11 protein-coding genes are annotated in these 12,506 nt (G+C 36.5%); 7 read left to right on the top strand and 4 right to left on the bottom strand.

Features of this window, described 5'->3' with window-relative positions; genetic code table 11:
• Positions 1 to 81: 81 nt before the first annotated feature.
• Both M2139_RS07730 and M2139_RS07725 read left to right on the top strand, forming a co-directional pair.
• Positions 82 to 897, top strand: a complete 816-nt coding sequence (locus M2139_RS07730) for a VOC family protein (protein WP_280738253.1) — start codon at positions 82 to 84, stop codon at positions 895 to 897.
• Positions 898 to 931: 34 nt separating this feature from the next.
• The gene (locus M2139_RS07725; RefSeq protein ID WP_280738252.1) at positions 932 to 1,192 is read left to right on the top strand and encodes a TfoX/Sxy family DNA transformation protein; all 261 of its coding nucleotides are present in this window, start codon (positions 932 to 934) and stop codon (positions 1,190 to 1,192) included.
• A gap of 52 nt (positions 1,193 to 1,244) precedes the next feature.
• On the opposite strand, the gene rnhC is transcribed toward M2139_RS07725, so the two are convergent.
• Complete coding sequence (rnhC, locus tag M2139_RS07720) at positions 1,245 to 2,168, bottom strand: ribonuclease HIII (RefSeq protein ID WP_280738251.1); 924 nt, start codon at positions 2,166 to 2,168, stop codon at positions 1,245 to 1,247.
• Positions 2,169 to 2,423: 255 nt separating this feature from the next.
• Between rnhC and zapA the strand changes: the two genes are divergently transcribed.
• The 5 genes from zapA (at position 2,424) to M2139_RS07695 (ending at position 8,599) form a co-directional block, all read left to right on the top strand.
• Positions 2,424 to 2,864: a cell division protein ZapA gene (zapA, locus tag M2139_RS07715; protein ID WP_280738250.1), complete on the top strand. Its 441-nt coding sequence runs from the start codon at positions 2,424 to 2,426 to the stop codon at positions 2,862 to 2,864.
• Between the two features lie 68 nt (positions 2,865 to 2,932).
• The gene (locus tag M2139_RS07710; RefSeq protein ID WP_280738249.1) at positions 2,933 to 3,478 is read left to right on the top strand and encodes a CvpA family protein; all 546 of its coding nucleotides are present in this window, start codon (positions 2,933 to 2,935) and stop codon (positions 3,476 to 3,478) included.
• Between the two features lie 230 nt (positions 3,479 to 3,708).
• Complete coding sequence (locus M2139_RS07705) at positions 3,709 to 6,072, top strand: endonuclease MutS2 (protein WP_280738248.1); 2,364 nt, start codon at positions 3,709 to 3,711, stop codon at positions 6,070 to 6,072.
• Between the two features lie 25 nt (positions 6,073 to 6,097).
• Positions 6,098 to 7,471, top strand: a complete 1,374-nt coding sequence (locus M2139_RS07700; protein WP_280738247.1) for a DUF6056 family protein — start codon at positions 6,098 to 6,100, stop codon at positions 7,469 to 7,471.
• Between the two features lie 105 nt (positions 7,472 to 7,576).
• Positions 7,577 to 8,599 carry an NlpC/P60 family protein gene (locus M2139_RS07695; RefSeq protein WP_280738246.1) on the top strand — a complete coding sequence of 341 codons (1,023 nt, stop codon included), beginning with the start codon at positions 7,577 to 7,579 and terminating at the stop codon, positions 8,597 to 8,599.
• A 53-nt stretch (positions 8,600 to 8,652) separates the two neighbouring features.
• Here the strand turns inward: M2139_RS07695 and M2139_RS07690 are convergent, their stop codons facing one another.
• The 3 genes from M2139_RS07690 to M2139_RS07680 form a co-directional block, all read right to left on the bottom strand.
• Positions 8,653 to 9,432 (bottom strand): hypothetical protein, encoded by a 780-nt coding sequence (locus M2139_RS07690; protein ID WP_280738245.1) that lies wholly within the window; start codon positions 9,430 to 9,432, stop codon positions 8,653 to 8,655.
• Positions 9,433 to 9,630: 198 nt separating this feature from the next.
• Complete coding sequence (locus M2139_RS07685) at positions 9,631 to 10,071, bottom strand: flavodoxin (protein WP_280738244.1); 441 nt, start codon at positions 10,069 to 10,071, stop codon at positions 9,631 to 9,633.
• 161 nt (positions 10,072 to 10,232) lie between these two features.
• Positions 10,233 to 12,476, bottom strand: coding sequence for an LTA synthase family protein (locus M2139_RS07680; RefSeq protein WP_280738243.1), 2,244 nt, complete (start codon positions 12,474 to 12,476; stop codon positions 10,233 to 10,235).
• Positions 12,477 to 12,506: the final 30 nt, after the last annotated feature.

The raw sequence follows: 12,506 nt of genomic DNA, 5'->3' as shown, positions 1-12,506 counted from the left end.
TTTAACGATTCAAAGGGTTATTACTTGTCGAAGTTTAGGTGCTTAGGGTAAAATTAACTTGAGGAAGAGGGGTAGAAAATAATGAGGACTTTTCGATTGGATCCGACTGCTCAATTAGAGTTAATGGCAATTCGTGTTAAAGACCGTGATAAAATGATTCAATTTTATCAAATGTTGGGCTTTCATTTAAAACGAGAAGAAAATGAATTAGCAATTTTTGGCACTGGGGAAAAAAATAGTGAAATGCTGTGGCTAGAAGAAAGTCCCCGGGCAAAAGCCCATGAAGGCGAAACCCGCAAAATGGCCCGTTTTTCAATTGTCGTACCAACTGAAGAAGAAATGCAAGCTATTTTTTTGCGGATTAAAGCACAAAATTACCCATTAAAAAAAGTTGTCGATAATGATGAATGTCTAGGTTTTTTATTAGAAGATCCAGAAACCAATGAAATTGAAGTTTATTATAAAAAAGAAGCCAAGCAAGAAACAACCAATCCAGAAAAAGCTGTTGCAACTGAAGTTGCTAACTTTTTCTCTGATGGCGTTCACTTTGGCAGTGCTTGCTTAAATGTAGCTGATCATGCTGAACAGCTGACTTTTTTGAAAGATGTTTTAGGGATGAGCGTGATTGATAAAAGGCAACAAATCGTGGCAGCCACGCAAAAACCATTTTCTCTTTGTTTAGCAGAAGCTTTAAGTTGTGTCATTACTGCAACTACTGATAAAGTTCACGGTTTAGATTTCTTGAAATTAAGTATTGAGGAAGAAAATTTTGATTTACTACAACAACATTTAGATGAATTGCAACAAGCCTATTTCGTTGATGGGAAGCAACAGATTTTAACAGTCTATGATACAGTTGGCATTGAATGGTGGTTTATTAAAAGAATAAAAGATTAAAATAATTTTTACTTTGTGAAGAAAGGGTTGTTTTATGGGGAAATTGATTGATTTACCAAATGTTGGGAAAGTTTTAGAAGGCAATTTAATAAAAGTTGGCATTGAAACGTCTGAAGACTTACGAGCAACTGGGGCGGAAGCAACTTTTATTAAAATTCGCAGCTTAGTTGATGATGAAGCCTGTTTGCATATGTTATACGGCATTCAAGGGGCAATCGAAGGAATTCCTGATAAAAATTTATCAGAAGCAACCAAGCTAAAATTAAAAAATTTTTATAACTCATTGCAAGCTTAAAAATACGCAAAAAACTAGTGTCCCCAGACAACTTTCTGGGGACACTAGTTTTTTATTTTTGATTTGCTAAAATTTTCCGGGCTTTTTCTGTATTGGCAAAATGCAATTTAACGTGTTGTTGTAATAATTCTTGACCACCGATTTTTAAAACTTTAGCGGCAACTTGGTCAGCGGTAGCGCCAGCGCCGGAAGGAACAGTAAAGCCTAGTTCTTTTGAGGCCTTTGCTAATTCATTTAAAAAGGCTGCTCGGCATAAAATCGAAGCCGCCGCAACGGCTAAATGATATTGCTCCCCTTTAGTAGCAAAATAAATTTTCCCCGGCACTTGATTTTTTTCCTGAGCGATATATTTACGATAATTTTTTTCAGGGGTAAATTGGTCAATCAAGATTGCTTCCGGTTTTTCAGGCTGAATTGCTTGCAATAGTAGAAAAATCGCTTGGTTATGCAAAACAGCTTTCATATGCACAGCATTATATTTAGGCTGAATTTGGTTGTATTTCGCTGGTGTTACTGTTAAAAGTTTATAAGAAATTTCTTTTTCTAAAACAACAGCGATTTCCTTGATTTGTTTATCAGTTAATTCTTTAGAGTCTCTAACGCCTAATTTTTTTAAAGTTGCTAGTTTTTCCCGTGGGGCATAAGCGGCACAAACAATTAAAGGGCCGAAATAACTGCCATTGCCAACTTCATCACTGCCAACCACCGATAGATTGGCAAAATTTGCCGGCAAGGCTGCACTTTGTTTAGTGGACTTTGCAGCTGAACTTGTAGCAGCTTGCCATTTTTCAGCTTCTGTTTCAGCTTGATTGCCTTGAAACATTACTTTGCCAGAAGTGTAAATGGCAATATTAACATTATTTTTTTTAGCCACTAAGGCGGTGTAAGGTACCGATTTATTTAAACGAAATTTTTGATAGTAGTTTAAAATTTCTTGATAAGTCTTTTGATTAGGTTTTAAAACAATATTTGTCATCAAAATCTCCCTATTTTATAAAAATATTAGTTTCAGTATAGCATATTTCCTTAAAATGCTTAGAAAATAGTAGCTAAAAATTAAATTTCAATGTTTTTTAAGAGAAATTTAGCAGAAATTAGTGTTATCCTAAAGGTTCTCGTGATAAAATGGTAAATGATACTTTTGTATAATTGTGAAAATACTTCGGTTGAAGTTTATATAGTCAGGCAGTTCATACGACAACTGAATGAGTTAGGAAGGAAATGAAAAAGCATGTCAGGAAATAAAAATCGTTATAAAGCGATCATTGATAATAAAGCTTATACAATTATTGGCAGCCAAAGCAAAAATCATATGGATTTAGTGACTGGCTTAGTTAATGAACAATTGAATGAAATCCGTCATATGTCACCACAAATTACTAGCGAGCAATCAGCTATTTTATTAGCGATTAATGCGGTTTCTGAACAATTAAATAAACAAACCCAAATTTTAAAATTAGAAAAAGAAAATAATAAGTTGAAACAAGACGCAATTCGTTTAGCTGAGTTGGAAAACCGTGTGAAACGCATGGAAGCGATTGAAAATGAAGCGAAAGAAGTCTTAAAACAAAACGGTCAAGAAGATATCGAAATTACTGACCATGTGGTTGCGCAACAAGTTTTAAATGAAAACCGCAAAAAACAAATTCAAGAGAAAACATCACAAAACTAAGTAATTTAGCTGTAGCTACTAATGGAGTGAAGGTTAGTAGGCAGTTTTATAAATGAGAGGACAGGTCCATGTTAACAGTTGGGATTTTAATTTTATTAGCCATTGCCTTTTATTCAGGTGCCCGTCGTGGTTTGGTTTTACAAGCAACTTACACGCTGGGGTATTTCATATCTTATATCGTGGCCCGTATGAATTATCGAGAATTAGGAGAAAAACTGGAATTATTGATTCCTTATCCTTCAGCGACCCAAGATTCCCAAATGGTCTTTTTTTCGCAAGAGCAGGCGTTGGATTTAGCAGGAGCTTTTTATGCTGGCGTTGCCTTTCTATTGATTTTAGGGATTGGTTGGCTAGCAACCCGCTTTATTGCGATTTTTTTCAGGGAATTGTTATTTGTATCAGTTGCTAAGAAACTAGACGGTTTACTTGGTGGGATTTTATGCGCGGTGGTTGTTTATTTAGGAATCTTTTTCATTTTAACCATTGCTTCTTATATTCCCATACCAATGATTCAAAGCCAGTTTGAATCAGGCTTAGCCCGCACAATCGTAGAACATACACCAATTTTTTCAAAACAAATTCTGCAATTGTGGGTAACAGATATTATCGGATAAAAAAAGGGCATGGTGCAAAAGTCAGTTTGATTTTTGTACCATGCCTTAACTACAGCTATGCCAGAATTTATTAGCTGAATGATAGGCGTAGAGAGAATTAATACATTGACACGAAAGAGCTTGCCAGTCCCACTTACCGTATATCAAGCTAGTGAGATGGTATGCGTAAAGAAAATAGAACTAAATTTTAAAAGAAAATTTAATACATTAATACGAAAGAGCTGAAAAAAATGAATCTACGAATTTTAGAGACATTAGAGTTTACCAAAGTAAAAAAAGCTGTCCAGCAGTATTTAGTGACTGAACAAGGGCAGGATGAATTAGATAAATTAGTTCCTTTAAGCGACTCAGAAAAAATTCAAACCCAATTAGATGAAACCGAAGATGGGTTAAAAGTCCAACGTTTACGTGGCGGAATTCCGATTCCTAAGTTAATTTCGATTCGTCCCCATATGAAACGGATTGAAATTGGTGCTAATTTAAACGGGCTGGAATTAGCGCAAGTCGCCCGTGTACTAAGCACAACTAGTGAAGTGCTGCGCTTTTTTAACGATTTAGAAGATAGTGAAATTGAATTTCACCGTTTATATTTCTGGGCAAAACAGTTAGTGACGATTCCTGAATTAAATCAACGTTTGAAAATAGTGATTGATGAAGACGGTCGAGTAACTGATGAGGCTTCGCTTGAGTTGAAACAACTGCGGCAAAATATTCGCCGCAGTGAACAAAGTATTCGCGAACAGTTAGACGGCATTGTTCGGGGAAAAAATGCCAAATATCTAAGCGATGCCATTGTAACCATGCGGAACGAACGCTTTGTAATTCCCGTGAAACAAGAATATCGCGGCGTTTTTGGTGGTGTAGTTCATGATCAAAGTGCTTCCGGCCAAACACTATTTATTGAACCGAAACAAATTGTTGATTTAAATAATCGTTTGCGGCAACAACAAATTGCTGAAAGAAGAGAAATCGAACGGATTTTGGCGGAATTATCCGCTGAACTAGTTCCTTTTCGTCATGAAATTTTACAAAATGCTTATATTATTGCCCAGTTTGATTTTATTAATGCTAAAGCCCGCTATGGTAAAGAAATCAAAGCTATCGTGCCAGCAATTAGCGCTGAAAATCATGTGAACTTCAAAAAAGCCCGCCATCCTTTAATTTCCGCTGAAATGGTGGTTGCCAACGATATCTCGATTGGCAAAGACTATCAAGCCGTAGTGATTACCGGACCGAATACCGGTGGGAAAACCATCACTTTAAAAACATTAGGCTTATTGCAACTAATGGGGCAAGCCGGCTTAGCAATTCCGGTTGCCGAAGAAAGTATGATGGGGATTTTTGAAGAAATTTTTGCAGATATTGGTGATGAACAATCAATTGAGCAAAGTTTATCAACATTTTCATCACATATGACTAATATTGTTAGTATTTTAGATAAAGTTGATGAAAATAGTTTAGTGTTATTTGATGAATTAGGGGCGGGGACTGATCCCCAAGAAGGTGCAGCGTTAGCGATTGCGATTTTGGACGATTTAGGAGCAAAATCAAGTTATGTGATGGCAACCACCCATTATCCTGAATTAAAAGTTTATGGTTATAATCGCCAAAATACAATTAACGCCAGTATGGAATTTGATGTAGATACTTTAAGTCCGACTTATCGCTTATTAATTGGCGTGCCTGGACGAAGCAATGCTTTTGAAATATCTAAACGACTAGGTTTATCTGCCAGCGTGATTGATGAAGCCAAGCAAATCATGGATGGCGAAAGCCAGGATTTAAATGAAATGATTGCTGACTTAGAAAATCGTCGTAAAATGGCGGAAACTGAATATTTAGAAGTCCGTTATCATGTGGAAGAAGCAGAAAAACTACATCAAGAATTACAGTCGGCGTATACTTATTTCTTTGAAGAACGAGAAAAAGAAATCGCCAAAGCTAAAAAGCAAGCCAATCAAATTATCGAGGATTCACAAACCGAAGCGGAAAAAATTATTTCAGATATTCGCAAAATGCAGTTATTAGCTGGTCAAAGTGGGGTGAAAGAGCATCAATTAATTGATGCCAAATCCCAATTGGCTAATTTAAAACAAGAAGAAGAGCACTTAAAGAAAAATAAAGTTTTACAAAAAGCGAAAGCGCAAAAACGCTTAAAAGCTGGCGATGAAGTGATGGTAGATACTTATGGTCAACGGGGCACCTTGCTGAAAAAAATCGGTGAGGATTGGCAAGTGCAATTAGGTATTTTGAAAATGACCGTAGCAGAAGCCGACATGACCCCCTTAAATCCGCAAAAAGAAATCGAAAAACGGGTAGTGCATACCGTGCGTTCAGGTAGCGCTAGCCATGTAGCAACTCAGTTGGATTTACGTGGAAAACGCTATGAAGAAGCTTTAAATGAAGTCGATCAATATTTAGATGCGGCAATTTTAGCGGGTTATCCGCAAGTTACTATCGTTCACGGTAAAGGAACCGGGGCGTTACGCCAAGGAATTACCGAATATTTAAAAAATCATCGCAGTGTTGGCAGCTATGAATTTGCACCAGGAAATCAAGGTGGAAATGGCGCGACAATTGTCAAATTCAAATAATCTATTTTAGAAATTGGAGTGAAAGATGAAAACGACAAATGAAAAAATCAGAAATAGTAGTGGGATAATTCTTTTATGCTTATTATTAGCTTATTTAATCTATTTTAATTTTTCGATTAAATTGACGGGCTATGGGGATGATAACAGCCTTTTTTTAGAGCCGTTAATGAAAAATTTTTCTGGTGATATCGGGGCGTTTTTAGCTAATCGTTATCAAACTTGGAGCGCCCGCTTAGTGATTGAGTTTTTTGTTTTAATCAGTGTGCAACACTACACTTTTTGGCGCATTGGCAATACGCTGGCGATGTTTATCATTATTGCGATGCCAGCGCTTATGGTAAGGAAGAAATTACCACTGGCAATTGGCTTGATTTTTTCGGTAACGCTCTTTAATCAAATGCCACTAGGAATGTTTAGTGAAACGGGTTGGATATCCACTTCTGTTAACTATTTATGGGTCTTAGCAGCTGGTTGGTTAGTGGTTTATCCACTGCTACAATTGGCAAATGGAAAAAATGTTTTTATCTTAACTTATCTGCTTTCTTTGTTAGCGCTAGTTTTCGCTAGTAACAGTGAACAAATGGCAGCAATCTTATTAGCTTTTACTGCTGGTTGCTTGTTTTATAGCCTTTTTCAGAAAAAAGTTAATGTATTTAAATTTATCCCGTATTTTATTATCAATATCGGCAATTTATTATTGATTCTTTTAGCACCTGGTAATCGGGTGCGTTTAGCGGAAGAAGTGCCCCGCTGGTTTCCTGATTTTAATAAATTAAGTCTTTTTAGAAAAATTGAATTAGGTTACTCATCAACCGTCAGAAATCTTTTCTTTGATGGCAATCGCCTAACCTTAGTGTTAATCGTCGTGTTAATTATCGTTGCTCTTAAGAAAAAAGCCGCTATTTGGCAACAAATTTGGCTATGGTTGTCCTTAGCTTTATGGCTGGTGTTTGGTCCTTTACAACAAACTTTAGCTGCTAGAGTGCCTTATATCGCCAATATTTTAAGTAGTTTTAATAATTACGGCACCACTTTTCAATTGAGCGAGCTAGCGACTTGGCAGGCGGAAATTTGGTTAACGCTTGCTTTAGCTTGCTTTATTTTAGGCGTCGTAATGGTAATGGAAAGTGGTTGGCTGAAACTAACCGCTGCGTATCTGCTACTCATCGCAATCGCTGCCAGAATGGCGTTAGGTTTTTCACCAACGATTTGGGCTTCAGGAATGCGCACCTACACTTTTACTTATCAACTGTTTATTACAACAGTATTACTTGCTTTAGCAGATAATCATAAATTTTTATTAAAAGACTTGAAAAAGAGCAAGCTAATGCTACTTTGTGCGTTTGTCTTCGTTTGTTTCGGAATTTATCTAATACTACAAAATCTTTACACTTTGTAAACAAAAGTCATTTTTGTGAAGAATTATAGTATAATTAATTTCTGAAGTATGAATTGATAACCAATATTTTTTAAAATTATGAAAAAGAAGGGTTTGGAAATTTGAATGAAGCGTAAATTATTAGTATGCTCGTTTTTACTAACGTTAGCATTAGGCTTTTCTATGGAAGCAAATGCTGAAGAGCCGAATGAAGAATTGTCTGTCGAAGCTTATGAAGCTAGTGGCGCAGCAGAAGCTGGCTATAGCTATGAACAATATGTTAACTTTATCAATATGCCTGAAATGGAAGAAACTGCCGTGGCACCATTTACGATGCGGGCTGGTTTATCAGATCAACAATCAAAAGTCTTATCATTATTACAACAACAACTAGGAAAACCTTATGATTGGGGTGGTAACGGTCCAGATCGTTTTGATTGCTCTGGTTTAGTGGTTTATGTTTTCCAAAATGCAGTAGGTATTAAAATGGATCGCATTACTTATCAACAAGAAGTACAAGGGGTTGAAGTTGGCTTGGATAATTTACAAGTCGGCGACTTAGTTTTCTTTGGTCCCCGGGGGGCAACGTATCACGTAGGGGTTTATATTGGTAATAATCAATATATTCACGCTTCTGAAACAAGTGTGATTACAACTGATATGCAATACTATAAACCTGATTTTGCAAGAAGAGTGTTAAATACTAGCGGGGGTGAAGTAACACCAACACCGCCAGCAACAGGTGATAAAGTTGCGATGCACCGTTTCCAAAATATTAACACAGGTGAACATTTCTATACGAGTAGCGAAGCTGAAAAAAATCAGTTAGCTGCTGCGGGTTGGAACTATGAAGGTATTGGTTGGTATGCACCAACTTCTGGCAATAAAGTTTACCGTGTTTATAATCCTAATTCAGGTGATCACCATTACACTTTAAGTAGCTCAGAAAAAAACTACTTAGTAAGTATTGGTTGGCAAGATGAAGGTGTGGGTTGGTACTCTGATGTTAATCAAGGCGTAGCATTATATCGTGCTTACAATCCTTACGTAGCAGTGGGGAGTCATCACTACACAGCTTCTCAAGCTGAATTCCAAAACTTGTTAGCTTCTGGCTGGCAAAATGAAGGTATCGCTTGGTATGGCCGCTAATTAAAAAAATAGAAACTGCAGGAATCTTAAAAATTCCTGCAGTTTTTTTATTACTATTTAATAATGACGCTAATAAGGCCTAATTGTAATTCATAGTGATTTTTATCTTTTTTGAATACAAATGGCACATTGCGGTGAGCATCAGGATCTTTTTCATCAGAATCAATGTGATCCCAGAATAATTCAATTTGTGTATCTGTCTGCTTTGCTTCATAAACAGAATACAAATGACCACCGTAAAGGACGCTATTGGCAGTGATTGCCACTGGATGAGTTACTTTTTCATTTTCAACAACACCTGTGCCGATAAAATTACCTCTTAGTTCTTCAGGAATGACATTTTTACTTATTTCGGAAACTTCGGCATACCAACCAATGCCTTCTTCTTTCCATCCTAGCGCTACTAATTCTTTGATTTCAGCTTGTGAAGCTGTGTAATGATGACTGCCCGTTTTGGCATTAGGGTTGTAAGCCCGATAAATCGGCACCGCTTTGCTTTCAGCAGAATACCAAGCGGTTTCTTCTTGTAACCAACCATGTTTGACTAAACCATCGGCTTCACCTTTGTCAGTGGTGTAATGATGATCACCAGAATTTGGATTATACAGGCGATAAACAGCTGCACCTTTTTCTGGTGTGGTCCATGCTAAATCTTCATAGTGCCATCCAAGATCGAAAAGCTGATTTCTTTCTGCATCCTTTTCTGTGTAAAAATGCTCGCTGCTGTTAGGATTGTACAAGCGATAAGCAGTAGCCGCATCTGCTTGTTGACTTAAAAATAAGCCACCACCAAGAGTTAATGCTGCTCCAACATAAAATAATGATTTTTTCATAGTACTTCTTTGCCTACCTTTCTTATTTAATAAACATCAAAGTTAATTTCTTTGACTAAACGAATTGTAACACCTTAGAAAACATTCTGCAATCTTTTTGTAATGTTAGTAATAATTTCTTTGGAATTAAAAAAAGCTTTACCATGAGTTTTTCCGAAAAAATCAGAAAGCATCATGATAAAGCATTTGATTTAAGTTTTATAAAGCCGCTACTAAACTTTTAGCGAAAGCTTCTAAATTTTGAATATCTTCTTCTTCGGCTGCTAGTTCAACTTTAACACTATCAGCGCCTTTGGTAGCACCAGTTTTAGCGAAAGCTGCTTCGAAATCATCAACTGATTTGCAATACCATTCATAAAAAGTATCCCCCGAGCCACAAACACCAAAAATTTTACCCTTTAAATCAAGTTCTTGTAAATCTTCGTAAAAATCAACAATCTCGTCAGGCAGCTCGCCGTCACCATAAGTATAAGTTGCAACGATACAAATATCAGCATCAGCAAAATCACTGGCATCAACGGAAGTACATTCATTAATCTCAACCGTGATATCCATATTTTCTAAAGTTTCTGCTACTGTATCAGCAATTTCTTCCGTATTACCAGTCATGCTGGCAAAAACAATTTTAGCTAAAGTCATTTCGTTTTTCCCCTTATTCATTATAATCTGCTAAATAATAAAAATATCAGCAGTACTAAGCATATCATTGATAGGATAGAGAAATCAACCTTATTGATTGGCTTAATTTTAAAAGAAAAAACTACCAGAATTTACCGATGAAATTCTGGTAGTCATTAAGTTTATGGTTCCGGTGTCGGCTCAGGCGTGGGTTCTGGCGTAGGTTCCGGACTTGGACTGGGCTCTGGATTTTGTTCAGGCTCAGGCGTGGGTTCCGGTGTCGGCTCAGGAGTTGGCACTGGGTCAGGCTCCGGCGTAGGTTCTGGTGTCGGAACAGCCGGAGGTGTATTCGTTGTATTGCCGGAAGAACCAGGCGTCACGTTGTTGACTGGTGGTGAATAGTTCTGAGTCGGACTTTCATCAGGCACAAACGGCTTAAGCGGATTAGTAAAATCAGGTAAAGGTGCTTCTGACTGAACGGTACTTGTATCGCTCGTTGTTGAAGTTTGTGAGCTACTAGTCGTCGTTGTTTCAGTAGTACTACTTGTTGTAGTTTTTCCTTTTTGCATAATCACATCATCATAGAATAAAGATTTTTTCTGTAATTCTCGATAGATATCTTTATAACCTAATTCTTCTATTAAAGTTGGCAAATCAGAAAATAGATTTGTGCCTAAACCTAAGCGATTACCTTCAATTTTAGCTCCTAAAGCAGCTAAAGTCGTCGGGAAGAGATCCAACGTTGAAAATTGACGATTTTTCGTGTTCTTAGTTGAAACAGGGCTGTTAATAATAATATCAAAAACAGTTCTTTGATAATTATCAGAAATATCTTCAAAGAATTTTTGATCCATACTAAGATGATCGCCAGAAATGACAATCGTCGTATTTTCATAAAAAGGTTGCTCTTGGATAAAAGCGATAAAGTCAGCAATCATGGCATCAGAGCCATAAATGACATTGCTGTATTGATCATCAAACAAGTTAGGGGTATTACTATTTTTATAACCGTCAGGGAAATGAGTATCGGCCGTTAACATAGTGAAGTTAAACGGTTGATCAGATTCGGCTAAAGCCAAAACGTGTTCTTTAGCAAATTCAAAGAGTTTAGCATCTTCATAACCCCACCAAACATAATAGTTTTCAGGGATTTCTTTAAATTGTACCGCATAGTTGTAATCATAAATTTCATAATTACCATGCTCGGTAAAGTATTTTCTTCGACCACCAAAAACGGCGTTTGAGCCTAATAATAGCTGTTGGCGATAACCTTCTTCTTCTAAAATTTCACCTAGCGAAGTTACGCCTGGAAGAAAGCGGTCGGTTTTTTCACCGTAAGAATTTCCGGCATCCCCTTCGTTAGCTCCTTGCGTAAGACTGGTTTTAATTGGAGTAGCGGCGGTTTGCGAAACCATGCCGGCCGCGGTAAAGTTTGTACCAGGTAGATTTAAAGCGCCACCTAATTTATTGGTATTTGAAAAATTAATATTTTCTTCAGCTAGTGAAGTTAAGTTTGGTAATAAATTATCTTCTTGTGTACCACCTAGGCCAGTTGATAAATAAGTAGTTTCTAACGATTCCACATAAATGTAAATCAGATTGCGTTTTTCTTTCGGAAAAGTAATTTCAACATCTTCAGGCATTACATAGTATTGCTCATAAAAAATGGTTTCATCAAAGAAAGCTGTTTTGATTTCATCTAAACCAAAAGCGGAAACCCCAAAGTAAAGGTTAGTTAATAAAATCAGTAGCGAACTAGGTAATAATAAGTAACGCCAAAATTTAATTGATATTTTTTCAGGTCGCTTGCGTTCGGCTAATTTGGTACGACGTAAAAGATTTAATGCTAACCAAACTAATAAGCTGCAAAAAAGGCTAGTAAGTAAAGGTGTACTTAAAAAGCTTTCGATTTGCTCATTACCTGTTCCTGATAAAGGTGCTTGTAGCGTATATAAAATTTGATTGATATCAACTTCACCGAAATAATCCAATGCCCAATGACAAGCAAAGAGGAAGAGGAAGCCAATAAAAATAATTAGGAAAGCTATAAAGTTTGAAAAATGTTGCAGTAAGACTTTAATTTGTAACTTTCGTAATTTATTTTCGGCTTTTTGCGCAGGTTTTTCAGTAGTAAATCTAGAGGTTAGAACTTTTTTATCAAATAAATAGTTATAAAGATACATTCCTAAAAAGATGAGTAAGCCTGTTAAAATAACAACTATAAAGCCGGATAAATCAATTGCTAAAATCGTTGGCAACCACTCGTCTAAAGTTGGTGTTGTAACGAACCACGTGTAGCAGCGCAATGAAATAATAAAATTAAACAAGCTGACATGGGGAACTAATTTATATGACTGCTCTCGATGAAAAACGAGATTTAAAATATGACAGACTAAAAATGAAATAACAATACTAGCAATTAGCAATTTAGCAAGACCTTTCCAGACAGTATTTTA

This window comes from Enterococcus sp. PF1-24 (genome assembly GCF_029893325.1).
Lineage (GTDB): Bacteria > Bacillota > Bacilli > Lactobacillales > Enterococcaceae > HY326.
Note: the sequence above shows the minus strand (reverse complement) of the source record. Positions and strands in the feature narration are given on the sequence as shown.